Source organism: Ruegeria sp. HKCCD7255 (genome assembly GCF_013031565.1).
In the GTDB taxonomy this organism is placed as follows: Bacteria; Pseudomonadota; Alphaproteobacteria; order Rhodobacterales; family Rhodobacteraceae; genus Ruegeria.
On record NZ_WQAG01000001.1, the window covers coordinates 753,027 to 777,315 of the forward strand.

The following is a 24,289-nucleotide window of genomic DNA, read 5'->3' on the forward strand; positions in this document are numbered from 1 at the left end:
GGCTGTTGTTATTGGCGGTATCGCAAATTCTAGTCCTCTGAAGCCTTCCATTCCTTCCATCGCAAAAACAGGTTCGCACCGATTTCGCGAAACGGTTGCGGTGGCAGGCGCTTGGGTTGAGGCTCGGCTGAAAAATACCGTGTAATGTCCGAGCTGTGCCCACAGGCCGATTCCGCGGCGGCGATCCCAGTCAAAGTGCCTCTTGCCGTGCCCAATCCGTTCTGAACACAGCCGGAGTATACACCATTTTCCAGTTCTTGCGTGACCGAGACGCCATTTAGGCTCAGACACAGGTGTCCGGCCCACTGATATTCCATCTGGATGCCTGCCAATTTCGGAAACCGCTGGTCGAATTTACGCTGCATGACGTGCGCTGCCCGGCTCATGTCGCGCGGCGTTGCGGCCATGCGCGGACGCAACGCCGCGCAGGTCCGGGTGACAATCCGGTTGCCACCCTGCCGCGTGTCGATCCGGCGCATGGTTGTGCCCATTGGATCCGAAGGCGTCACGCCCCACCGAGGCTGACCGCCAAGTTTGCCAAGCGTGTCGCTGTTCAGCTCGGGTGTCATGACCGCAAACAGAAACAGCTGCATTAAACGGTCTTTCTTAAACCCGAAACTTTCCAATTGGCCGTTCACTGTCAGGATCAGTTTCGGGGCCGCTATAGCACCTTTCTGCGTCTCGACCCGCCAGGTGGAACCCTCGCGCAAAAACCGGGTCACAGCGCTGTTTTCAAAGATCTGAACGCCATCATCGGTCAGCCCTTTGGCCAATCCCCGGATATATCCCGCAGGCTGCAGCATGACGGTTCCGGGGGTGTAGAGGCCTGAGATGTAGTGCTGTGACCCCGTCAACTCGTGCATTTGTTGCGGGTCCAGCATTTCGCTGTTTTCGTTCAAGGTTTTCAGGTGTTGGGCATAGCTTTTGTTACGTGCCTCAGCGCTTTCACTGGCGGCACCGTTCACTTTGCCGACCGGATCAAAAAAGTTGCTGTCGATATCAAAGTCTTCGACCGCTTGCTGTGCAAAGGCGATGGCCTGCCGGTTCAGTTCGATCATCTTTCGATCATCACCAGTGCTTGCATAGTCGTCCGAGGCCAGATCATGGGGTAAATCGATCATGAAGCCCGAGTTACGTCCTGCGGCGCCTTCGGCAATGCGCCCGGCCTCCAACACTGCAATACGCGCACCGGGTTGCAATTGCGACAGCCTGCGTGCCGCAGAAAGGCCTGCAAACCCTGCGCCGATCACTACGAAATCGGCCGTGATATCACTGTCCAACTGCACCGCCTGAGGCTGTGGCCCCAATATGGCGTTCCAGGCGGCGACGCCGCGATGGGATGGCAGATGTTTTGCAATGTGTTGCGTCAATTCACGGCCTCATCGGCGTCGTCGGACAGATCAATCCAGATGGATTTCAATTCCGTGTACTGATCATGGGCGTGAACCGAGTTGTCGCGGCCGCCGAAACCCGACTGTTTGTAGCCGCCAAACGGCGTCGATATATCGCCTTCGCCAAATGAGTTCACAGTCACTGTCCCCGCGCGCAAGGCACGGGCGCCACGAAGGGCGCGTTTGGCGTTGGCTGTGAAGATTGATGCGCAGAGGCCGTAATTGGTGTCATTCGCCACCGATATCGCCTCGTCAAAGCTCGAAATTTCGATCACCGAAAGCACCGGGCCAAAGATCTCTTCGCGGGCCAATGTGCTGCTGTTGTCTTCAACCTCGACAACAGTCGCCTCGACATAACCGTTCTGGGCCTTGCCACCGATGATGATGTTCTCGGCCTGTTCAAGATAGCCACAGACCTTGGTGTAATGACCTTCTGACACCAGTGCGCCCATGCGGGTTTCAGGATTCAACGGATCACCGATATTCCACTGTCTGGCATGGTGCGCGATACGATCCAGCAGCTCGGCTTTCACATCTTTGTGGACGATCAACCGAGAGCTGGCCGAGCAGTTCTGGCCCATGTTCCAGAACGCGCCATTGACCAAATGCTGGGCCACTCGGTCCAGGTTCTCGGCATCGTCCATGACAATGGCGGGGTTCTTCCCGCCCATTTCAAGCACGACTTCCTTGGCGTTTGATTCAGCCGAATAGGTCAGGAACTTCTTACCGGTCACGGTTGAGCCGGTGAACGAGACCATGTCGATGTCCATATGGCGCCCAATCGGCTCGCCCACATCCGCACCGCCGCCGGGCACGATGTTGAGAACGCCACGTGGCAGGCCCGCTTCCATCGCCAGTTCGGCGAGTCGCAGCGCGGTCAGGGTGGTTTCGGCCGCTGGCTTGACCACCACAGAGCAACCCGCCGCCAAAGCCGGGCCGATCTTCCAAGCCAGCATCAGCAGCGGAAAATTCCACGGCAGCACGAGGCCCACCACTCCGATCGGCTCGCGCACAACCATCGCGATATGGTTGTCCGATGCGGGCGAGACCTGATCATAGATCTTGTCGATCGCCTCGGCGTGCCATTTCAGACAGTTGATCGTCTCGGGTACATCGACGGTTTCGCAATCAAAGATTGTCTTGCCGCTGTCGATGCTTTCCATCACCGCAAGCTCGCGCGCGTTTCGGGTCATCAGTTTGCACAGACGGATCAGGATGTCCTTGCGGTCAGAAGGGTGCAACCTGGACCAGCGACCATCTTCAAAGGCTTCACGGGCCTTTTCGACGGCAAAATCCACGTCCTGCGCATCACAAGCTGCAATGTCGGTCAGTTTCTCGCCAGTCGCGGGGTTCACGGTGGCAAATGTCTTACCCGAAATCGCTGGACGAAAGGCGCCGTCGATGAAAGCGCCGGTTGGCAGGTCCAGACCGGCGGCGATGGATTTGTATTCGTCCTGTGTCAGCAGATCCATGTGTCTTACCCTTCTGCCACGATATCGGCGATTTTGCGTTTCAACACGCGTGTGACCTGTTCCAGAGCCCGCTTGTCGTCCTTGTTCAGCCCCCGCAACGGGGGCCGCATCCAGCCCGCATCAATCCCGTTCATGGTCACGCCATGTTTGATGGTTTGAATGAACTTTCCGCCCTGTTCCAGCACATGCATCAGAGGCATCATCGCGCTCATGATGCGGCGGCCTTTGGCAAAGTCGCCTTCGATGACGCAGGCCTGATACAGCGCCACATGCTCGGCCGGCAGAAAGTTTGACCCACCACAGACCCAGAACGGCGCGCCCCAGGCAAAGAACTCCAGCGCCTGATCATCCATACCGCATCCCAGTTGGATATGAGGATAGTCGCGGGCCAGCAGATGAACCCGGTTTATGTCGCCCGAGCTTTCCTTGATGCCGCAGAAATTCCGGCTGCGGCCGACGCGGTCCAGAAATTCCTCACCCATCATCGTTCCGGTGCGATGCGGGTAGTTGTAAAGCATGACCGGCAGGTCAGCGGCTTTGTCAATCTCAAGCGCATTCAGCGCGTTTTCGCGATCGGTTGGTACCGAATAGGCCGGACTGGCCAGCAGGACTGCGTCGGCGCCGATCTCGCGCGCGCCTGCGGCAAGCGCTACTGAATCCGGCGTCATCATCGCGCCCGTGCCCACCACCAGAGGCAGACGGCCGCTTAGGCGCTCATGCGTGAAGCGAGCGAGTTCAAGCCGTTCGGCAACGGGTTGAGAATAGTTCTCGCCGGTTGACCCGCCCGAGATCAGCCCGTGCACACCATTTGCGATCAGATATTCGATCACCTCGGACAGGGCCTCCCAATTGACGCTGCCATCGTCGTGATACGGGGTCACCAGAGGGGTGTAGATCCCTTCAAATTTGAACACGGGGGTCATTTATGTCCTCATACCGGATGGAATTGAATTCGTCTGTCAGGATAATCTGCGCTTCGTCATGCAGCCTGCATCTGGTCTCCCATTTCCGGCTGTTCGGGGTTGCAATCACGTGCCGTGCGAACCCGCGCAATATCGCAGTGTCCCGGCGTTGCCTGATTGTGAGTGCATTGATTGCAAAAGGTTTCGCATAAAACGCACCCCTCGGTACAGAAACCGACACGTCGCAAGTCGCGAAGAGTCATGTCCGCAAGCAAAGAATCTGCAAGACATTAAGGCCTTAGAACAACTCATTAGGATGATGTTGTTTTGGACTGGATTGATTTCGTATTCTCGAAATAGCGTAAGGATCGCGTGTGATGTCAGAAAGAGGTGCGTCAATGTCCCGGACACAGCGATTTGTGTTCTTGCTGGTGGAAGAGTTTTCGCACCTCGCGTTTTCCTGCGCCGTCGAGCCGTTGCGCATCGCCAACCTGGTCAGTGGCCAAGACCTGTATGAATGGGCTTTTGTGTCCGAGAATGGAGAAACGGCAACCTGTTCGAACGGCACCGTGACGTTGGTGCAGGGTGGGTTGGATGCGATTGGAAAAAGCGATCGGCTGTTTGTGCTGTCGGGCATCAATATGCGCGATCATGTCAGCCGCCCGTTGCTTGCGGCCCTGCGTCGCGAGCGCGTCCGTGGGGCAAATATCGGGGCTTTGTGTTCGGGGGCCTGGCTGTTGGCCGAGGCAGGGTTTCTGGACGAAATGCAGGCTGCGATCCATTGGGAATATCACGACAGTTTCATGGAAGCCTTTCCCGAGGTGAATCTGGTGCGCAGTGTGTTTGTGGCCGACGAAAAGCACATCACCGCGTCGGGCGGCACGGCGACAGCTGATCTAATGTTGCATCTGATCGAACAGGATCATGGCGGGGACCTTGCGGTCGCTGTCGCCGACCAAATGGTCTATAACGCCGTGCGCAACGCCACGGCCGAACAACGCGTCTCGCTACAGTCGCGCAATGGGATGCGCAATGCGCATCTGGCCAAAGCGATTCAGACTATGCAGGCCCGGATCGAGAACCCAATTTCTCCGTCCGAGATTGCTGCAGATCTGGGTATTTCCACCCGTCAACTAGAGCGGTTGTTCGGGAAATACCTGAACGCGTCTCCCAAAAAGTACTTTATGGAAATGCGTCTGGATCGCGCCCGCAACCTGCTTTTGCAATCCGAGGCCTCGGTCACTGATGTGGCCATCGCCTGCGGCTTTGAAAACCCGGGCCATTTTTCGCGCGTCTACCGCGCGAATTTCGGTATCACACCACAGATGCAGCGAAACAAGATCGATTGATCTTGGTCTGCGCCCGATTTCAGAACCGATATGTGACCCCCAACAGTGGCCCCGACTGCTCGAACGTAAAGTCGTTCCCACTAATTTCGTGATCGAACGAGATGTATCTATAACCACCGCGGATCAGCCAGCGTTCGTTTATCGCATAGTCCGCTGTCAGCAGAACCTGCCAAGTTTCACTGCCACTGCGAAAGCCGCCGTAGTCAAAGAACCCGGTGCCCGACCATTTATCAGAGAATTGTACGCGCGCGCGAGCGCCGACAATCGGGTCGGTCCAACTGTCATCTGCGGTTGCTCTGCGTCCCGGGGCCGTCCCGGGCTGCAATTGGAACACGGTGTCCGTACTGAACCAGCGGAACCCGCCGACCGCATCGATCTGAACACCGGGCGCGTCATAGGCGCGATAGCCGATATAGCCACTAAGGTATTGCGTGGTGAACGACGTGTCCAAACCAGATGTGGCCGGGCCGGGTGTGTCGTTGCTGAAAGACAAATCGGTATAGCTGTAATCTGCCAATACCAACCAGCGTCCATTTGAGGCCGAGAATGCTCCCATAAAGGCAAAGTCCAGATTTTCCAGCGCGTCGGAAAAGCTCAGGCTGCCGTCCACCGTCCCCAGCCGGGTGTCCAGTGAAACGTCCGTCTCAGGCATGAAGAGGTAAACCGAAGCCTCGTAGCTCCAATCAGATTGCTGAGCCGAAACGGGCGCAGACGCCAATGTCGCCAATGAAAGCCCTAATGCGATCCCTGTTGGTTTTCTCAAACTGCGCATCACTTAGCTCCTGGTTTTCTGTTTTCGAAATGCGATCCCTATGCCGCAGCTACATACGAGACGTGAACATATAGCATTGCCAGGCAGGAGAGGTTCTTTCAGCGGTGCGAATATGTCGTCAGCTGCCTGACCGGGATCTTCAAACTTCGACCATATTGATAAATCAGAATATATAAAAGCCACTTCTGTTATTCGGCGACGGCTTTTCACGAGATATTAGGAAATTTTTCCAGATCGCGGACGAGACCGTTTGGGTCGTCCTGAAAGGAGAACATTCCGGTCGATTGTGCTCGTAGCGGTCCAAGATGGAAAACACCAATGTCCTTTAGTTCGGTTCGAACGATGCTGGTATTTTCCTGACTGTGCTTGAATTTGGCCCCAACCAGATTTGAACCCGGATCTACTAGCGGCGTGTCCTAAACAATCGAGACCAAAGATCAAACGAGGCGACGTTGTTACTCGTCGCCTCTTTTGTGATGGTCGGTACGGATCAATGGTTACTCGGCCGCGATTGCGCTTGGTGCGCTATCAGAGCCTGTGAAGCGCTCCCACTTCAGGTCTCCGGAATATCGCCAGGCAAGCTTACCTTCCTCATCCATGGCGATCAGGTGAAGCCAGCCATTGTCGAACAACTCGCGCACGCCAGAATGGCGCGCCAAGATGTCTGTCATGGCTTCACGCGGGGCTTCGATGATCACGGACAAGCGAAGGGGATCATGCTGATAACCGGTCCCGTCATGGACAGACTGCCACGGCAATCCGGGACGCGGCGCCCCGTTGTTCCCCTCCAGTACGCCGATGCCACCGACCACGTTATGCAGCAGTTTGTTGCCACCACCGAACAGATTGGGTGCCACGGTTGAGCCGAAGTATTGCAGGCTGATCCAACTGGCAACGACAACTGGCGCGGTCATGATCAGTTCTAGCACCTTGAATTCGTCGTCGCGATGCCAGTCGTAGTTGTGCAGGAACGCTTGACCGGAAAGATCAGCGCCATCGGTGCGCGTGCGCGGGGCGGCGACAAATGCGCGGCAACCAGCCAGGCCCCATTCGGGCCGCGTTTCGGCCCAGTCGCGCGCGCGGTGGAGGAGCGTTGCGGCCCCGCTTGCGCGCGGCAGACGTTTGGTGCGCTCGGCGCGTGCCAGATTTCCGGCAGCTTCCAGCCACGATTTAACCTGCGTCAATGCATGGGTCTTCTTTCCGCTTGGCAGGTCTTGTTCGTAAAGCGTGATGCGATCAGTGGTCGTGTGGTGCAGGGCAGGCAGGAACACCGTGTCTGACGGAATGTCGATGCCATGATCGCGCAGCCCGTTTTGAACGGCGCGGTCGTTTAACAGCCCAGCCAAAAGGCGCGCGTTCACGTCTCCGGCGTATCCTCCGCAAGCCCCGCATTGCAGCGCACTTTCATGGGGGTTGTTGGTGACGTCTGCGCCATGACCGGCCAGCAGGACGACGGGTGCGAACTCTTTGGTCAGGGACATCGCTGAAATCACAGATTTGGCCATGCCAACCCGGGTCACAAGATCAATCGAAGGGTCCAGCGCGGGCGCAGGATCAGTCTTGGATGCCGCGCTCAGACCAAGGGAGTCTCGCACCAGTTTGCCTGCATAAAGAGGCCCGGAAGCTTCGACAAAGGCAAAGGATGACACGGCGGCCAGTTTGAACCGGCCCCAAGCCCGTTTGGCACGCGCCGTGTACCGGCGGCTGAGGTCGTCTGCTTTGTGCTCGGCGGCGCAAGAGGTCACACCAGCCTGCAGCAACACTGGGCCGCGCATTTCGGTCACGTCCGACCCGGCAGCCTTGTGGGCGCTGGCCAGACCAAAGAACCCAGCAAACCCGATGGTTTCAATCTTGGCATCCTGCGCTTCCAAGGCCCGCCGAAACACTTCAGACCGAACGTCGATGCAAAATGCGGCCTGAAGTTCGGGCCGCGCCTGGGCTTCACGCGGATTGCCACCAAGCAGAGTTTGCGCCAGCACACGCTGCTGCGCCCGCTCGGATGCGTCTTGCAGCACCGCGTCGATCACAAGATCCTTGGTTGGGGTGACCGGTGCTTTGTGCGCCTCGATCACTTCGTCCCAACTGGTGGAAATCTGATCTTTGTAGAGATCGAACAGGGCCTCATCAAACACCATTCGGATGGCCAAAAGCTCGGTCACGGTGCTGTCCTGTTGGCCGTCCAGATCTGCTTGCCACAGGAAATACCGACCATATTGCGCCCAGCCACCCAACGTCATGAGCCAACGGTGGAAGGCAGTTTTTGCCGCATGTGTGTCAACGCCCAGCCGTTCGGACGCCCGGCCCATTGCGCGCCAATGAGACCGGTTGGTGCCCGCGACAAAGGCGCAGAACCCGCTGAGCCCCTGGATTTCCGGCGTCAGATCGCGTGAGGCGAACTCGCGCCAGGAATGAAAGGTGCCGCCGGTGTTGGCTTGCTGCCAAAGCGCTTGACCTTGGTCGAAATGGCTGGCTGCCCATGCGCCGATGCGATCTTCAATCAAGCCCGGCCAGTCGATGCCGGTTACATCCGCCGCCAGTTCAGCCACCGTCGGCAACGCCTCTGGTTTCGGTATTTCGGTGTCCAACGCGTCTTTGATGTCCTGCAAGCTTGGCGCATTGAATCGCGTCGCCGCAGCTTCAAGCGCGTCGCTCAGATCAGATTCGGTGATCTCATTGGCCTTGACCTGTTCGGCCCAATGCCCGCGTTCCGGCATGATCCGTGTACCTGCGGTCCGCGCAAGACGCGCGGCGGTTACGGCAAGCGGCTCGCCCGATTGACCAAGAAACGGGTTCACGGCGACATTGGCAGACAAAGGGAATAGCGGCGGGATTGCTTTGGCGGCCTCATTGGCCTCGGACACAAGCTCCAGCAGTTCGGCGGGGTAGACTTCGAGTTTGGCAAACATGGAAAATTCCTCTCAGGCAACCGACCGCTTGGACCATCCGTCCAGCAGCTTGTCGAAGATTGCGTTGGCATAAAGTCCGTTGGTCAAGTGAACGCGCAGGCCCGCAGCTGCAGGATGCGAAGCCCATAGTGGGAAGGTAGATTGCGCCACGGCTACGCAGCCAAAGCTAACCAGAGCCAGCACGATGAGCGCCCATTCCAGCGGGCCGGGGCTTGGCGTTGCGGGCAGCGCTCCGGCTGTCAGGTGCTGTGCGATTACCTGCAGCACAAAATAGCTGACGGAAGTCACAAGGGCGTAGACCGCTGTCCGCTGCATCAGCTCTCGCGGGGCCGCATCTGCAAATCCCTGCGCCAGCAGGTAAGCAACACCAAAGATCAGGATCACGCCCAGGGCAATGGCCTGAATTGACTTGCCGTCAAACCCGACGATCAGCCCGACGATGCCATAGATGAGGATCGCGACAATGAAAGCCTGCAGAACATTGCGCGCGCTGGGAATGGCAATCGGCCCTGGACGACGGATAGCGGCCACGTTGCGTACGGCTTCGCCAGAACTGAGGAACGCATGAGCCTTATAGAGCGAATGGGCCACGATATGCAGCAAGGCCAGCGGAAACAGCGCCAGACCGCATTGCATGACCATGAACCCCATCTGAGCAATCGTTGACCATGCGAGCGACGTTTTCACCGCCGGTTGGGTCAACATGACCAGGCCCCCGAACAACGCGGTGAACCCGCCCAGCATGACCAGCAGCGCCATCACGCCGGGGGCCAGCAGCATCACATCGGCAAAGCGGATCAACAAGAACCCACCCGCATTGATGACGCCCGCATGCAGCAGGGCCGAGACGGGTGTTGGAGCCTCCATCACTTCGGTCAGCCATCCGTGCAATGGGAACTGCGCCGAGGCCAATACGGCTGCGACAGCGATCAACAACACGGCCAGCATGGTCATCCAATTGGCTTGGGCGGTCGTGAGGATTGTCTCGATATTGCTGGTACCAGTGGCGCTGATCAGCAGGATGAATGCTGCAGCCAATGCGCCCTCGCTCAACCGCGCAACCACGGCTTTCTTGCGCGCCGCGCGCTGGGCAGTTGCGCGTTCGGGATAAAACAGCAAAAGCCGGTTCAGCAGCAGACTGGTGGCGACCCAGGCCGCGAAAAGCTGAAACAGGTTGCCAGACATGACTAGAAGAAGAACCGCGGCCAGTGTTGCCGCCATCCAGCTTGTGAAAGCGCCCTGTTGCTCTTCCCCGTCCATGTAGGTCTTGGAATACCGCAGCACGATCCATCCGATAAAGCTGACCAGCACCAACATGATTGCGCTTACCGCGTCCAGACGCACAGAAAACCCAAAGCCGAAGAACCCGATCAGGGCCGATGTGCCGGACCCGTTCATCACTAACAGAGCGGCCGCCAAAGCCGCCAACAAGAATGCCGCAAACGCTGCGGCTTCGGTCAATACCGGCACCAGGCCGGGGCGTTTGCCGGGATGTTGTGCTGCGTAAATCGCGGCGGATATCAGCAGCAACGGGCTGAGCAACGGTAAAAAGAGGTAAGCCATGGACAGGTTCCTTGATTTCCAGTGGTCGGACGCCTTTCGCCTCATCTAGGGCAGATGTTCTGACAATAAAAATTCATTGTTCTTGAATTTATGTTCTATTATTGTGAACGATATGCCGCTGAACTATCACCACCTGCGATACTTCTGGGCCGTGGCGCATGACGGGAACCTGACCCGAACAGCGCAGCGGTTGAACCTGTCGCAATCCGCCCTTTCGGTGCAGATCAAGCAATTGGAAGAACGTCTTGGCCACGATCTGTTTGAACGGCGCGGGCGGCAGTTGCACCTGACCGAGGCCGGGCGGATCGCATTAGACCATGCGGATGCGATTTTCTCGACAGGGCAAGAGCTTGTCGCGACCCTCACCGGTTCGTTCCAGGATCGAAAAGCGCTGCGCGTCGGTGCCTTGGCGACGCTGTCGCGCAACTTTCAGATCGGTTTTCTCAGGCCGATCCTGTCGCGGATCGATGTCGAGGTGATCCTGCGATCCGGCAGTCCGACAGAGTTGCTGGAAGGGTTAGAGACCCTGAACCTTGATCTGGTTTTGATGAACCGCCCCCCGCCGGATGACAGCCTCACACCTTTCGAAACGCACCAGATTGGTGAGCAGGAAGTGAGCATTGTGGGCACGCCCGAGCGTTTGAACCCTGACCGTGCGATTGCCGAATTGTTGGCAGAACAGCCTTTCATCTTGCCGACAACCGACAGCAGCGTCCGCACTGCTTTTGACGCCATGGCAAGCCGTCTGTCCGTCCGACCGCAAATCGCGGCCGAGGTTGACGATATGGCGATGATGCGCTTGTTGGCGCGCGAAGATATCGGCCTCGCCCTTGTCGCACCCATCGTGGTTACGGACGAGTTGAATTCCGGCCGGTTGGAAGAAGCCTCAGATCATCCCCGCATCAAAGAAGCATTCTACGCCATAACCCTCCGCCGCCGCTTCCCGAACCCGTTGGTTCAGGATCTGCTAGAGCGCAATGCGCTTTCGACATTTTTGGGTTAGAAACACCCGAAGCTTTGCCCCAAGATGCAGCGCGACCTGACCCGGTACGTAAGGTTGGTGGCGGAGACGAAGTCAGTATAACAAATCCTTCAAGCCTATGTTAAATATATAATAAAATTATATCTGTCGAATTAATACCACGATAGATACCACAGAGCGATCGATTTCAAGCGAGGCACAGAGCAAGGCGTTATATGGCAAAATGTTGGAAAAATAGTTTAGCAGACAATCAAACAGATTGCGGCCAACGACTGCTTTGAGCCCAATGCTGACGCTCACTGCTTTGGGATTGATCGTTTGGAAGGTTGTGCTTGCAATTCACCTTATCGCCAAAGTTTCTCAATCGACAGTTGCCGACGGTAGTTCGCCGAAACACCTCCGGTAGTCGTGCGAAAACTGACCAATGTGCCAAAAACCAAATCGGTTCGCAGCGTCGGAAATCGATATACTCTTGCCATGCTCCAAAAGAAGTCCGCGAACTCTACCTAGGCGGAGTCTCGTGTAATATGCCTTTGGACCAATGCCGAATTTTTCGTTGAACGCGCGCTCCAACGTGCGCAGCGATACTCCAGTATCGCCAGAGACCTCGCTGATGGGAACGTTTTCATACGGATTCGCTGTCATCCGGTCGAGGGCCGCTGAGAGTGCCTGAGCTTTTCGCTTTTGCGGGGGCTCATTGAGATCCACCTCGTCCCCAACAGCAATTTGGAGCAACTCCTCGATTAAACAGGTTTCGTCCTGTTCCGCGGACCTCGGATCCTCCAATAGGAGCTGAATGCAGCTCAAAAGCGCAGACGAGCGATCAGATCGCACCGCAGATATCAAGAATACCCCGAATTCTGCGTCAGGAACGGCGATGCCCAGCCTCGAGCCTATTTGCATCGCATTCTCGATTTCCAAAGTCACTGTGTAGCCACCGAACCCGCTGTCACTAATGCAATCAAACTCATCTCCGCTGCCAAACGACAAAAACGGTGGTGTTTTGATGCTGGTGCCATTCCAGTCCGTTAATCTTGAAAGCGTGGGAATACCAAATGTTATCTGCCCTTTTGGAGAGGCGCCGATCTGGTGCACACGTCTGGAGAAGCCGAATTTTACGATGGATACAAGCGGACTTGCCCTGACATTGAAATCCGCCTGCATTACGCCGTCCTCAATCTGACGGAAATCCATATCCCATTTAGATATCGCGGCTATTTGGTTTGGATCACGGAAAGTAGCGGAAAAAAACTGGGGGGCTGGATATTGGGCGAGGTCCGGTTTTGTCGATTTTTTGATGTGGTCCAATTCTTCCCCCTGATATTCTGCCGGTAAAGCGTAGTCGAAGGAGCGCAATTTGTTCAAATTAAATTGCCCTATCTGCATGTCTCAACAAAACGCGGACGCCCGCTATTCTCGAAAGCAGAATCTGGAGCACGGATCTAGTGTTTTCAAAACAGTGCTGGCGCGATCATGAAGCTAGAGGGATCTCGTTCTAGCTCAACAAGTTGCTAAATCACACTTAAGACACTGGAGGGACAAATTGTCCAAGAGATTGGGATTTATGGGTGCCGGTATAGTTCTGGCTGGAATTTTCGGCACGACTGCGTCGGCACAGCAAAGCGACTGGTCTTATGAGGCCACAATTTATCTTTTCATGCCTGAAACGGAAACATCTGTCGAAACACCCGCAGGAACATTGGATGGCACGCTGAGTTTCTCTGACGCTCTGGACAATCTGGATTTCGCATTTATGGGAGTGTTTGCAGCATCCAATGGGCGATGGAGTTTGCTGGCGGATTACAATTACACGGATTTGTCCTTCAGTAACAGTGGGCCTGGCCCGGCGGCAGCTGATCTCGACACATCGTTCACTACACAGTTTTTAAGCGGATACGTAGCCTACCGTGTCTACGAAGATCCTACCGTGCAACTTGACATTGCGGGTGGTTTCAGATGGTTCAGCACCGAAACAGATTTCACACTCACGCCGGGTTCAGCGCCGGGGCGTACAACTTCAGTAGACGATAGCTGGACAGATCCGGTCATTGGTGCACGGGCGCGATTTGTCCTTTCCGAAAAATGGACAGCAACTGGTTTTGTTGACTACGGCGGCTTCAGTAATGACAGCGAAACTTGGCAGGTTCTTTTGACAGCTGATTACGCCATCAATGACAGATGGGTGATCCGCGGTGGATATCGATACATTGAATTCGACCATGAGATTGACGGCAATGATTTCAAATTCAGTCAATCCGGGCCAGTGATTGGAGCTACCTACAGGTTCTGATCGGCTGTAGCCTTTTGCCGATATCCCATTCGGTTTGGCAGGAAGGGATATCGGGACGATTTGCGTAGAGGCGAGGTCGGAGCAGCGGTAAGCAGGCAAGTGGAGGTGTCAGTGCAATTCGAAACACACAACAATTCTCTCTGGTGGAAGGCTGGACTCTTAATTGCTCTGGGGTGTGCATCGCAAGCGGCATCTCAAGGTCAAGGAATTGTCCACGATGCAGAGTATTTCATTCTGGAGGCTCAAAATGGATCAGTGTGGCAAGTCGAAGACCAACAACTTGACGCAAAGCTCGCCGAGTTGCGAGAGAAGTATCAGACACCCCCCAACTTGATTCATTTGATGTGGGATGACCAACCGTTCGGCGCAGTCGGCATCCCCGCCATGCAGCAAATCCGTGGATATGAGACGCCAAACCTCAACCAGATGGCGGAAGAAGGCATGCTGTTCACGCGCATGTACACCGAACCCGCATGCACACCTACAAGAGCGGCAGCTTGGACGGGTCAATATGCTGTGCGGTCCAGTATGTTTTCGGTCGGTTTCCCAGTAGAATACGAAGGAATTGCGGCCGAAAACATAACGATCGCAGAAGTCTTGAGCGACGCCGGGTATGCGACTGGTTTTTTTGGCAAAACGCACCTCGGCGATATCGAAGAGGCCTATCCGCACAATCAAGGATACGACGAAGCTTTCACCGCGCTCTACAACCAATCGACGAGTCTTTGGAACATCGAAGCCGAAGCCGCCAACGCAGTTGTAGGGTTGAAGACTGAGCTACTGCCCGAGAACCCGTACCAGAAAGACAAAGAGTTTCTTCAGGACGGCTATGTGTTTTACGTCGAAGGCACAAAGGGTGGACCCACTCGAGAATGGTGCGGCACGACAAACGAGTGCTACCGCGCATTTGACGCCGAAGCGCGGGATCGAACGTTCGATTTCATTCGCAGAAACGCCGAAGAAGGAAACCCCTTCTATGCTGCATGGTGGCCGATGTGGATCAGCTTTTTGCCAGATCCCAACAAAGAAACGTTGCAACGTGGTTTGGTCGGAGAGGCTTATCACAAATACCTTGATCCGGACGTCGGACAGTTAATTTCGCTTCTCAATGAGTTGGGCATTGCCGAGAATACGCTTGTAGTCGCAATGTCGGACAACGGCCCGATGACCCATAATCCTCCCGCAGGGGCAGGTCTTGGGGAAGGGCCTTTCCGAGGTGGCAAGGGCGACTTTCTTGAAGGCGGCGTCCGCGTTGCTGCTCAAGCCTGGTGGCCTGGAATGATCGAAGAAGGGCAAATTGTCGGAGACATTATCCATGTCACGGATCTATTCACGACATTTGCGCGCATCGGCGGCGCGTTGGAATTCGTTCCCAAAGACCGTGTGATTGATGGCGTTGATCAAACTTCGTTGTTGATCAATGGTGACAGTTTCAGCCGTCGAGACAGCGTAATGATCTATGCCGGCCCAAGCCTCGGAGCGAGTGTTAAAGATCACTACAAGATGCACTGGATATCGTCTGACCCCTCACAAGCGTCCGCGGGCATTACTTCAGTCTTTGACCTTTTGAATGACCACCGCGAGGTAAATCCGATTGTTGTCGGCGGTTTCCACTTTAAGGAGCCGTTCCGTCGTATGCGAGCGCGGCACGAACAGTGGATTGCAAGATATCCTCACTTGCCCCGTGCCTATGGCCCTGCTTACACCGGGATTGAAAACGCAAGGCCCGAGACCGTGGCGCTCAGTAATCCGCCCGAAGCACTAAATAACCTGCCTTTCGGACTGTTGGACTTCATTGAGCAATTGCCAAATCTTCCCTTCGACGCGAGCGGAGACGTAGGATTGGATTCCAAATAAACATGGTGCTCAGATTTCAATAAATATGCAGCGGAGGCTCTAAGTATTGGGCTTCCGCTTTTTGGCTCGAAACCGGCTCGTAGCGTTAGGGCTGCCCACGTAAGGCGAATGGTAAGGTTCTAACTTATCTAAGAAACTGCAAAACTTAGTATTAGATGTCTGCTTTGGGCTGCGACGGGTCATCGATGTAGCAAGTAGTGAAAGCCGACAACGAGCCCAAAGCGAAAGTTCAAAAGAGCATCTTTAATGACCGTCAGTAGCCGGTGGGCGCAGATGCTGGTATTCAGAGCATAAGGTAGCCTCATGAGGTCAAAAATGCAGCGATCACTGGCGTTAGTCTCAACCATCATTCTATCAATTTCCGCGACGGCAGCCAGTGCAACGGAAGACATCAGGCTTGTTGTGCAAATCACAGTTGATGGACTACGTGGTGACTTGATCTCTCGCTATCAGGCCGCTTTCGGGGGCACAGGCTTCAATAGGCTAATAGACAACGGCGTCTGGTATACGGACGCTCATCATCGTCACGCCAACACCGAAACCATTGTTGGTCACGCGACCCTCGCTACAGGAGCCCATCCCTCTGAACATGGAATGATCGGCAATGCCTGGTTCAACAGGGCTGAAGAGCGATTGGGATATAACATTGAAGATCCGAACTATCCGTTACTGCCTGTTCCAGGCTTCGGTGGAAACGTTGATCAAGTCGACCCAACACAAGCCGCTGCTGCTACCTCGGGACGCTCTCCAGTCAACCTGCTGGCAACGACGTTCGGCGATGAACTGGTAAAAGCATATGTCGGTCGATCCAAAGTGTTTTCCGTGTCTGGTAAAGATCGTTCAGCGGTTGCGATGGCAGGGCATTCTGGAAAGGCTTTATGGCTGTCGGCGGCCACAGGAGCATTTGAAACAAGTGAATTTTATTACGACGTGTATCCTGAATGGGTTCTCGATTGGAATTCTAAACGCCCCGCAGATGCGAAGATCGAAAGTGAGTGGTGGCCGGAGTGTTTAGACGCACCTTACCTAATGGAAAGGAAGGAGCGCTCTTTCATAACCAACCTTGGCACGTTCGGTCGCACTTTCCCCCATTTCTATGGGAAGCCGGAAGACGGGCTCTATTACACGCAGGTCTTATTGTCGCCGCATGGGGATCGGATCACGGCCGACTTCGCAAAAACTGTCGTCAAAGAGGAACGGCTTGGTGATGACGAATGGCCAGACTACCTAAGCGTCAGTTTTTCTGGCGTCGATGCGACCAACCATTTCTTCGGACCTTCCAGCCCGGAAAATGAAGAAATGGTGCGTTGTTTGGATGAGACATTGGCAGATTTCTTTGAGTTTATGGATCGAGAGGTTGGGCGTGAAAATGTGCTTTACGTACTCTCCGCCGATCATGGCATGCCGGAAGCGCCAGAGGAGATGACCGAAGCTGGTCTCTCGGCATTTCGCAACTCAACTGAAGCATTAATGACGGAGGTGAATTCAGCCATCGCCGATGAATTTGAAGTGGACTCCGCAATTCAGTTCTTTTTCCGCCCTTACGTTTATCTGGACAACGAAGCGATAGAAGCGTCAGGCGCCGACCGGCGTGAAATTGAACGACGCATTGTTAAATTCCTGATGGCTGCGTCTGGCATTGAGCTCGCGATGCCGACCGAACCACTTGCGGAACAGCGAGGCCATACCCTTGAGGAGCAGATCCGGCGAAATTATCACCCAGCACGCTCTGGTGACATTTATGTTGTGCAAACGCCTTATTCATTTCTCTTTGAGGATGGTCCAATTGCCGTTATGCACGGATCGCCTTGGCGCTATGACACACATGTTCCAATCATTTTTGCTGGTCCAGGTATCAAGCCAGCTCGTGTTAACCGTCCTGTTTCCACGGTAGACGTCGCCGTCACTCTGAGCACTATTTTTGGTATCAGCCAACCTAGCAGTGCTGCTGGTGAAACGCTAACCGAGATCGGCGTTACTGATCGATAAGCGCTCTTGCCTTTCTTCGGATGATCAATTGTTGAAGGCCGCTCTGAAGCAAACGTTGATCTTTGGCACGAGCTTCAGAGTATGGCTGTATCTGGAGAAAAACCTCAACTAAAGGCAGGTTTGTACGCCGAGCGGTCATTCGTCGCGATTGCGTAAATGACTGCTCTGAGCCCAAATCGACCGATGCTGCGCTTTGCACGAAGGTCTGCTAAGCAGCGATAGTTGAAAAAAAATGCAGCTCAAACTGAGTTGGTGCGCAAGGTCGTATTGTGGGCACCAATCTCAGCTGAAACTTATCACAGCTCCACTACGACTTTTCCGACCTTAGACCCATTCGTCAGGTGCGCATAGGCTGCGCCGACGTCAGACCATCCAAACTTCTGTTCGTCGACAATCGGTTTGAGCGCTCCGTCCTCCGCCAGTTCCGCCAGTGTCCTCAGGATGTCGCCATGTGTTTGCCGCCCGACACCGTGCATCATCGGGATCAACATGAAAACGACATGCAGAGAGAGACCTTTGAAATGCACAGGCGTCAAGTCGATCTGGACCATCGCGACCGTTGAGGCGACATGGCCATTGAGCCTGGCAGCTTCGAACGAGTTCGTCATATTCGGACCGCCAACGCTATCAAACACCATATCGAAGCCAACACCTTCGGTGTGATCTGCCACGTAGTCCTGGACCCTATGCGTTGTGAAATCTATCGCGTGCGCGCCCAGCTCTTCGATCAGGGCCAACTGATCCTCGCCGCGACCTGTTGCGGACACTTTGGCACCAAGGTGGCGGGCGATTTGGATGGCAATATGACCAACGCCACCGGCGCCGCCTTGTACCAGCACAGTTTGCCCCTCGCCAACACCAGCGCGGGTCAGTCCTTCGTAGGCGGTTATGCCGACGAGAGGCAGCGCTGCTGCTTCCTTCATGCTCAGCGTCCTGGGTTTGTGGGCAATCAGGCGGGCATCGGCATTAATGTACTCTGCTAGAGTGCCCGGGATATCCATCAACCCACCCGCGCAGCCATATACATCATCACCTATGGCGAAGCCTGTCACACCTTCGCCAATTGCAACCACCGTGCCAGCGAAATCCATGCCAAGCACGGCGGGCAATTGTGGGGACAGAGGCAGGTCAGGGCCCATGTTTCGGATCATTGTGTCGACGGTGTTGACGCTGGTCGCGGCCACTTTGACAACCACATGTCCAAGAGTCGCTACCGGGCTGGGTATTTCGGCTAGCTCGAATAGCGCATCGGGTCCGTAAGAGTTGAGAACCATTGCCTTCATTGAGGTTTTCCTTTTGTGAAATGGTGCCAGGCCCACGTGGAAACCGCGCACGCCAGACGAGTTTTTTTCTTGGGGGTGGTCAGTTGATGTCCTGCACCTGCATCACCAAATCGCCCCATTTGCGCTGGTTTTCGATGTCGTGTTCCAAGCCTTGCTCATCTGCAATGGTGAACCGTTTGACCGCCGGGGTTTTGCTGGTGGCCTGATACAGCCAGTAGGCTTCGGCCTTCAGCGCCTCATCAATCGGTTTGTCGATTGATTCATAGACCATCTGCTTACAGGCGTTGATCGACTCTGCCGGGAATTTCGCAATCCGTTCAGCCAGTGCGTTGACATACGGACCAATCTCATTAGGCTCCAAGGCCTTGTTGATGGTGCCCAGGCGTTCTGCATCATCCGCATCGTAGTCTTGCGCACTCAGAATGATTTCAAGCGCTTTGCCAAGACCCGTCTGGCGCGCCATGCGCGAAGCGCCGCCGCCGCAGGGCAGGATGCCCATTCCAACTTCCATCTGCATAAACTTGTACTTGCCCCGTGCCGCAAAGCGCATATCCAGCGCCAACGCCAATTCGTGACCGCCGCCACGTGCAAACCCTTCCAGCTTTGCGATGGTGGCCTGTGGTACTTTGCTGATCCGCTCGCAGACCGACTGCAGGTCTAAAAGCTGGGCGTCCTCGCGGGAGACGACCTCAGTCGACATGTCCTTGAGCAGGTCAGTGTCGTAGTGGCAGACCCAGATTTCCGGATTGGCGGATTGAAATATCACGACCTTGGTGTCGCGGTCCCGCTCTAGCCGCATGGCCAGACTGTTGAGATCGGCCAGCATTTCCTGGCCCTGCACGTTCACGGAGCCAAAGCTGAAGGTGACCGTGGCGATACCGTTTTCGACGGCTACGTCAAAGGTTTGAAAGTTATCATACTTCATCAGGCAGTCCTTTCTCGGGCCTCAACGCGGCATGCGTAAGGGATAGGGGAGTGTTAAAGGTGGAAATGCGCGGTGCTTTCGCGCCGGAATGGTCAGCCCGTCCGGCTGATCAAGTCTTTGATTGTGTTCATGACGTCCGCAGCGTGGTTCTTGTCGCGCGCTGTGGCATGCGGATCAGCGAAAGCCCCGCTGTCATTGTCAAAATAGGCGCCCGACGCGTCAGCGAACCGCTCACCCAATGCCGCATCGATCAGGATATCAGCACCGATGTTCATATCGTTCCCGGCGAGGCCAAAGCCTTCTTTCACCATCTTTGAGGCCAGAAGTGATCCGGGATTTACCGCGACCATCACAGGCGCATTGGAGAGCGATTTGGCCCATTCGCGGGTCCAGATAGTGATCGCCAACTTGCTTTGGGCGTAGGCTTCCATATCCGCCAGTTGCACATTGCCCCGCATGGCATTGATGTTCACCGGAGCCTGAGCTGCCGATGACAGGTTCACGACACGCCCGCCGGCGGGAATGATCGGCAGCAGCAATTCGGTCAGCAGAAACGGTGCAAGCGTGTTCACCACAAAGCGGATGTCCTGACCATTTTCAAGCACGGTTTGGGGGGCTTTCAGCACACCTGCATTGTTAATCAACACATCCAGATTGTGATGCTTGGTCCGAACGTTTTCGGCCAGTTTTCGAACCTCGGACAGATCGGTCAGATCAGCGGCATAGGTTTCGACATCGTCTCCGACGGCGGCAGCCGCGCGCTCCAATTTGGAGGCACTGCGTCCATGCAGGAGAACTTTGTGCCCATCGGCAGCAAGCTTCTTTGCCGTCAGCAGGCCAATGCCGTCGGTTGAACCTGTGACGAGAATAGTTTTGTTCATCGGTCTCATCCTTCAAGAAAAGCCAGGCAGCACAGAATGCGCCAAATGTTCGAGGGTTGTATCGATGGGTGCTTGATTGAACCTGAGATTCAGGGCCACGTGATTGACGCCGAGCGTCTCAATCTCACGCAGATAGCTGCGCAGGAAATCAGCTCCGGACTGAAACCCAAGATGGATTGGGCGGGGTGGTGCAGCGGGGTCGACAACGAGATCGACATAGAGCGATTGCATAACAGGCTTATCCGCTTGACCCGCCGCCTTCACACGTCTGCGGTAATCTGCGATGACTTGACCTTGAGCCGCAGCGGTACGCGGATAGGTCATCCAACCATCTCCGTTCCGCGCCACCCAATCGGGTGATTGTTGGCTACCACCGGTAATGAGCATCGGCAGGCGCGTTCCATGCGGTTTTGGCAACAGGTCAATCCCGCCACGCAGTTTGCCCTGTGCATTTTCATGCTTGGGATAGGCCGAACCGACCGCGCGAATGTAGTCAACACTGTCGCGGAAACGACCGCCCCGGTCATCATAGCTCTGGTTCGTCGCCGGGTACTCCTGGGGCCGATCGCCGGAGGCAACGCCCAAGAGCAACCGCCCGCCCGAGAGCACATCTGCCGTCGCTGCTGCCTTGGCCACATGGGCGGGGTGACGCAACGGCAGGATCACGCTCGCCGTTCCAAGCGCTATCCGCTCCGTCGCCGTTGCCAGTGCACCCAGATAGACAAATGGATCGAATATCTGCCCGGGGTCACCAAAGCTTGGTACATTGAAGGGCACGTCGCGCAGCCAAAGTGCTGCAAACCCAAGCTCCTCGGCTTTCTGAGCCGCTTCCAGGTGCCCCCTTAGCGTCGGCTCTGCGCCGACGGCATAGGTTTCGAGAGGCAACACAAGGCCAACGCTCAGTCGTCCGGGGCGGAACACCCGGTTGTAGGCTATGTTGATCTGGGAAAACTCAGTCGGCTGCATTTCATCTAACATGTCTGCCCCCTCTAGTAACGCACCAAAGTGCGGCTCTCGACGCTTTTGCGAATGGTAGTAATGTTTGAATCTTCGACCATATCCAGCGCGCTATGCGCAATCGATGGCAGGCCCTGATTGTCATAGATGTTGAAGATCGCGACCTCGTCCGGGGTCATTTTGGATTGATAGATCCATTCATGCTTGGGATTTCCCACCAGCCCCATGATTTGCCCTTTGCGGTCGGGATAGATCAGGTCCAACAGAAGCCAGTCAGACGGGTCAACCGACGAGGGGCGTACAAAGCCAAGGGGCGCTGAGTTGATAGGATGATCCACGGGACGCCACACATTGACAAAGGCGTAGTGACCTTGCGCCCACTCCGCTGCAACCTCGGCGCCCAACAGGTCGACAAGCCGCTGTTCGGCGCCGCCCTTGCTGTAGTCACTGTGGACGTTGCGGGCGGGTTTGCGCGTCGCATCCGGGTCATCTGTCCGAACGGTATGATCAAAAACCACCACCTCTCGCGCACCCAGCCTGTCCTGCAGCATCGCCTTGAGTTCTGTATCGTAAATCGGTGCCCAGCTGTCGCCTGCAAAGTCTGAGACTTGCGTTTCCAGCGCCGTGATTTCAACGGCATCACACGCAAATGAAATAGGCGCAGTAGTTGTGCGGTTGTCTGTTAGCACAACGGATGTCGCGGCCAGTTCAGGGGAAATCAGTTTCCCTACGACCCCGCCAGCATCAAGTTCAAAGGCTTGCCGGTAGGATTTGTGAACATGGTAGTTGACTATGGCTTTCCGTGTCATTTGTGCCTCCTTCCTACGCTTTGTTGCATCGATAAAGGGGATTTAACGCCAATCCACTTGCATATAAACTGCCCATTCGTAGATTGATAATTCGGGTTTTCGATATAATGGGACTTGATACAGATGCGCTGCGATTGTTTGTAGCAGCAGCGGAAATGCTGAACATAAGCGCTGCTGGTCGCGCACTGGGTATGGCTCCAGCGGTCTCGAGCGCAAAGCTCGCCAAGTTGGAGCAGAGCCTGTGTTCCGAGCTTTTGCATCGCACAACGCGCAAAGTGTCACTGTCCGTCGAAGGCGCCGATTTCCTACCTTTTGCCCGGGAGATCATCGCACAGGAGGAGGCGGCGCTGACGGCATTGGGCAAGCAAACAACCACCATCGGAGGCACATTGCGCTTCGCTGCACCTAGCACGTTTGCACAGCGATACATCGCTCCGATATTGCCGAAATTTCTGCAACAACACCCCGACCTCACGCTCGATTTACGTCTGTCTGATGTTCAATTCGATCTTATCGAAGGCAGTTACGACTTGGCACTGAGGAACGCGCCGCTAGTAGACTCCACTCTGAAAGGTCGAAAACTGGCAGATGACCGGCGTGTTCTATGTGCCGCGCCGCATTATCTCGACTCGTATGGCATCCCCAATACGCCCAAGGATCTACCAAACCACCACTTAATCGCTTTCCAAAATCTCCAACCACGCCCGCTTACAGGACCTGCGGGCAAGGATGCGGTTTTCGATCCCGCATCTGCCAAAGGTCAATTGATAATCGATGACGGTCAAAGCCAAGTCTCTGCCACACTGGCTGGGGCTGGTATTTCTCTGAACGCTCTGTGGAGTGTGCATGAGCACCTGAAATTGGGCCGGTTAACCCAAGTTCTGCCAAACTTTGAGGCCAAAGAAGATAATGTTCTTTGGCTTATCTATCCCAAGTCCAACGTATTATCCCCTAAAGTGCGGGTGTTCATGGATTTTCTGATCGCAGAGATTGGGGCAAAACCACCTTGGGAAACATGAGTGCAAAACAGGTCAAGTGCGCTTTCAGACATCCTGAAGCCAAGGTCAGGAACAGGCGCTAAGCAGACGTGCCTTGTCCAATCACAAATGTCTGGTTTGTCCGCAAAGTAGACGTTCACAGAGTTTTACCGAATGACCGCACCGAGCTCTAGTGGACCCTTAAGCCCGCCCATAATTGGAGAAGCTAAGGAACAGCGCCTCTTAATGAACAGAGACGAATTCGAAAACGTCTGACTGCAGCGTAAAATTGTTTGAGTGCAGACACTTCACCTTTCGATCGTTAAAGTGGTGGCGAAGCAATAATTTTAGGGGGACAACGGGTGTCTGAAACTTATTACCTGATGGGCATGATAATGGATTTCCACACATCGAGTGAAGAAGACGGCTATTTCCTTTGCACGGCAACATTGTCGAGTGGTGCGGGTGCGCCACCCAATCGCCATCCCAATGATCAGGAGTCGTTTTTTGTGCAAAAAGGGCTGGTCGAGTTCACCGTTGATGGTGAAACGATCCATGCGAAACCGGGACAGTTCGTAAAGGTGCCGCGCGGCGAAATTCATTCATTTAGAAATCCGACGGACGAAGAAGCTGAAATGCTCATCTTGAATGTCCCCGGTTCGATCCACGAAAACGTCTTTCGAATATGTGGCACGAAGTTGAGTCCAGGCTCGCGAGATTGGCCGTCTCCGGAGCCAGATTTGGACATGGACTGGGTTGCTAAAATCTGTGCGGATGAAGGATTGGAAATCGTATCGTAAACGGTTCATTCTGGATCGCGCAAGTTTTTCAAGATGCAGATAATGGCCGCCGCAATACTAAGGTACATAACGTCCTCAAAGTAGACGTTAAAGTAAGTTGCAGCGAAAGACCGCGTTGAGCTGATTCTGTGGAAAAACAACTTGTTGCTGGCGCAGAAAGAGGGGCGCCGAGCTGAGCGCGAGC

The 24,289-nt window shown here is 55.2% G+C and carries 19 protein-coding genes; 7 read left to right on the plus strand and 12 right to left on the minus strand.

The window, feature by feature from the left end:
- Positions 1-29: 29 nt before the first annotated feature.
- From GOX45_RS03610 to GOX45_RS03620, 3 genes are read right to left on the minus strand one after another with little or no spacing between them, the layout of a single operon-like run.
- Positions 30-1,370 (minus strand): FAD-binding oxidoreductase, encoded by a 1,341-nt coding sequence (locus GOX45_RS03610; RefSeq protein ID WP_171098041.1) that lies wholly within the window; start codon positions 1,368-1,370, stop codon positions 30-32.
- On the minus strand, positions 1,367-2,863 hold the full coding sequence (locus GOX45_RS03615) for an aldehyde dehydrogenase (protein ID WP_171098043.1): 1,497 nt from the start codon (positions 2,861-2,863) through the stop codon (positions 1,367-1,369). Before GOX45_RS03615 ends, GOX45_RS03610 begins: the two co-directional genes overlap by 4 nt.
- 5 nt (positions 2,864-2,868) lie before the next feature.
- Entirely contained in the window at positions 2,869-3,786 is a 918-nt protein-coding gene (locus GOX45_RS03620) for a dihydrodipicolinate synthase family protein (RefSeq protein WP_171098045.1), read from the minus strand.
- Positions 3,787-4,163: 377 nt separating this feature from the next.
- Between GOX45_RS03620 and GOX45_RS03625 the strand changes: the two genes are divergently transcribed.
- Positions 4,164-5,114, plus strand: a complete 951-nt coding sequence (locus GOX45_RS03625) for a GlxA family transcriptional regulator (protein ID WP_171098047.1) — start codon at positions 4,164-4,166, stop codon at positions 5,112-5,114.
- A gap of 19 nt (positions 5,115-5,133) precedes the next feature.
- Here GOX45_RS03625 and GOX45_RS03630 read toward each other — a convergent pair whose 3' ends face one another.
- The 3 genes from GOX45_RS03630 to GOX45_RS03640 form a co-directional block, all read right to left on the minus strand.
- Positions 5,134-5,886, minus strand: a complete 753-nt coding sequence (locus tag GOX45_RS03630; protein ID WP_254444453.1) for an outer membrane protein — start codon at positions 5,884-5,886, stop codon at positions 5,134-5,136.
- A gap of 497 nt (positions 5,887-6,383) precedes the next feature.
- Complete coding sequence (locus tag GOX45_RS03635) at positions 6,384-8,792, minus strand: YbcC family protein (RefSeq protein ID WP_171098049.1); 2,409 nt, start codon at positions 8,790-8,792, stop codon at positions 6,384-6,386.
- Between the two features lie 12 nt (positions 8,793-8,804).
- The gene (locus tag GOX45_RS03640) at positions 8,805-10,355 is read right to left on the minus strand and encodes a proton-conducting transporter membrane subunit (protein WP_171098051.1); all 1,551 of its coding nucleotides are present in this window, start codon (positions 10,353-10,355) and stop codon (positions 8,805-8,807) included.
- A 112-nt stretch (positions 10,356-10,467) separates the two neighbouring features.
- Between GOX45_RS03640 and GOX45_RS03645 the strand changes: the two genes are divergently transcribed.
- The gene (locus tag GOX45_RS03645; RefSeq protein WP_171098053.1) at positions 10,468-11,358 is read left to right on the plus strand and encodes a LysR family transcriptional regulator; all 891 of its coding nucleotides are present in this window, start codon (positions 10,468-10,470) and stop codon (positions 11,356-11,358) included.
- A gap of 339 nt (positions 11,359-11,697) precedes the next feature.
- On the opposite strand, the gene GOX45_RS03650 is transcribed toward GOX45_RS03645, so the two are convergent.
- A complete protein-coding gene (locus tag GOX45_RS03650) occupies positions 11,698-12,723 on the minus strand; it encodes an AraC family transcriptional regulator (RefSeq protein WP_171098055.1) in 1,026 nt (341 codons plus the stop codon).
- A 157-nt stretch (positions 12,724-12,880) separates the two neighbouring features.
- Between GOX45_RS03650 and GOX45_RS03655 the strand changes: the two genes are divergently transcribed.
- The 3 genes from GOX45_RS03655 (at position 12,881) to GOX45_RS03665 (ending at position 17,473) form a co-directional block, all read left to right on the plus strand.
- Entirely contained in the window at positions 12,881-13,627 is a 747-nt protein-coding gene (locus tag GOX45_RS03655; protein ID WP_254445913.1) for an outer membrane protein, read from the plus strand.
- Between the two features lie 111 nt (positions 13,628-13,738).
- Positions 13,739-15,484, plus strand: a complete 1,746-nt coding sequence (locus GOX45_RS03660; RefSeq protein ID WP_171098056.1) for a sulfatase-like hydrolase/transferase — start codon at positions 13,739-13,741, stop codon at positions 15,482-15,484.
- 315 nt (positions 15,485-15,799) lie between these two features.
- Positions 15,800-17,473, plus strand: coding sequence for an alkaline phosphatase family protein (locus GOX45_RS03665; RefSeq protein WP_171098058.1), 1,674 nt, complete (start codon positions 15,800-15,802; stop codon positions 17,471-17,473).
- Positions 17,474-17,769: 296 nt separating this feature from the next.
- On the opposite strand, the gene GOX45_RS03670 is transcribed toward GOX45_RS03665, so the two are convergent.
- The 5 genes from GOX45_RS03670 to GOX45_RS03690 all read right to left on the minus strand — a co-directional run bounded on the left by GOX45_RS03670 (position 17,770) and on the right by GOX45_RS03690 (position 22,328).
- Positions 17,770-18,756, minus strand: coding sequence for a zinc-dependent alcohol dehydrogenase family protein (locus GOX45_RS03670; protein WP_171098060.1), 987 nt, complete (start codon positions 18,754-18,756; stop codon positions 17,770-17,772).
- A gap of 79 nt (positions 18,757-18,835) precedes the next feature.
- Positions 18,836-19,681, minus strand: coding sequence for an enoyl-CoA hydratase/isomerase family protein (locus tag GOX45_RS03675; RefSeq protein WP_171098062.1), 846 nt, complete (start codon positions 19,679-19,681; stop codon positions 18,836-18,838).
- A gap of 92 nt (positions 19,682-19,773) precedes the next feature.
- Positions 19,774-20,562 carry an SDR family NAD(P)-dependent oxidoreductase gene (locus tag GOX45_RS03680; protein ID WP_171098064.1) on the minus strand — a complete coding sequence of 263 codons (789 nt, stop codon included), beginning with the start codon at positions 20,560-20,562 and terminating at the stop codon, positions 19,774-19,776.
- A 12-nt stretch (positions 20,563-20,574) separates the two neighbouring features.
- Positions 20,575-21,540, minus strand: coding sequence for an LLM class oxidoreductase (locus GOX45_RS03685; RefSeq protein WP_171098066.1), 966 nt, complete (start codon positions 21,538-21,540; stop codon positions 20,575-20,577).
- A gap of 11 nt (positions 21,541-21,551) precedes the next feature.
- Positions 21,552-22,328 carry a CmcJ/NvfI family oxidoreductase gene (locus GOX45_RS03690; RefSeq protein WP_171098068.1) on the minus strand — a complete coding sequence of 259 codons (777 nt, stop codon included), beginning with the start codon at positions 22,326-22,328 and terminating at the stop codon, positions 21,552-21,554.
- 107 nt (positions 22,329-22,435) lie between these two features.
- Between GOX45_RS03690 and GOX45_RS03695 the strand changes: the two genes are divergently transcribed.
- The gene (locus GOX45_RS03695; RefSeq protein WP_171098070.1) at positions 22,436-23,347 is read left to right on the plus strand and encodes a LysR family transcriptional regulator; all 912 of its coding nucleotides are present in this window, start codon (positions 22,436-22,438) and stop codon (positions 23,345-23,347) included.
- A 320-nt stretch (positions 23,348-23,667) separates the two neighbouring features.
- Positions 23,668-24,105: a cupin domain-containing protein gene (locus GOX45_RS03700; RefSeq protein WP_171098071.1), complete on the plus strand. Its 438-nt coding sequence runs from the start codon at positions 23,668-23,670 to the stop codon at positions 24,103-24,105.
- The last annotated feature ends 184 nt before the right edge of the window (positions 24,106-24,289 follow it).

Coding starts and splice junctions, on each gene's coding strand:
- GOX45_RS03620 (WP_171098045.1), bottom strand. CDS start 3,786: ATGACCCCCGTGTTCAAATTTGAAGGGATCTACACCCCTCTGGTGACC.
- GOX45_RS03675 (WP_171098062.1), bottom strand. CDS start 19,681: ATGAAGTATGATAACTTTCAAACCTTTGACGTAGCCGTCGAAAACGGT.
- GOX45_RS03625 (WP_171098047.1), top strand. CDS start 4,164: ATGTCCCGGACACAGCGATTTGTGTTCTTGCTGGTGGAAGAGTTTTCG.
- GOX45_RS03640 (WP_171098051.1), bottom strand. CDS start 10,355: ATGGCTTACCTCTTTTTACCGTTGCTCAGCCCGTTGCTGCTGATATCC.
- GOX45_RS03650 (WP_171098055.1), bottom strand. CDS start 12,723: ATGCAGATAGGGCAATTTAATTTGAACAAATTGCGCTCCTTCGACTAC.
- GOX45_RS03685 (WP_171098066.1), bottom strand. CDS start 21,540: ATGTTAGATGAAATGCAGCCGACTGAGTTTTCCCAGATCAACATAGCC.
- GOX45_RS03690 (WP_171098068.1), bottom strand. CDS start 22,328: ATGACACGGAAAGCCATAGTCAACTACCATGTTCACAAATCCTACCGG.
- GOX45_RS03615 (WP_171098043.1), bottom strand. CDS start 2,863: ATGGATCTGCTGACACAGGACGAATACAAATCCATCGCCGCCGGTCTG.
- GOX45_RS03635 (WP_171098049.1), bottom strand. CDS start 8,792: ATGTTTGCCAAACTCGAAGTCTACCCCGCCGAACTGCTGGAGCTTGTG.
- GOX45_RS03630 (WP_254444453.1), bottom strand. CDS start 5,886: ATGCGCAGTTTGAGAAAACCAACAGGGATCGCATTAGGGCTTTCATTG.
- GOX45_RS03670 (WP_171098060.1), bottom strand. CDS start 18,756: ATGAAGGCAATGGTTCTCAACTCTTACGGACCCGATGCGCTATTCGAG.
- GOX45_RS03680 (WP_171098064.1), bottom strand. CDS start 20,562: ATGAACAAAACTATTCTCGTCACAGGTTCAACCGACGGCATTGGCCTG.
- GOX45_RS03645 (WP_171098053.1), top strand. CDS start 10,468: ATGCCGCTGAACTATCACCACCTGCGATACTTCTGGGCCGTGGCGCAT.
- GOX45_RS03695 (WP_171098070.1), top strand. CDS start 22,436: ATGGGACTTGATACAGATGCGCTGCGATTGTTTGTAGCAGCAGCGGAA.
- GOX45_RS03665 (WP_171098058.1), top strand. CDS start 15,800: ATGCAGCGATCACTGGCGTTAGTCTCAACCATCATTCTATCAATTTCC.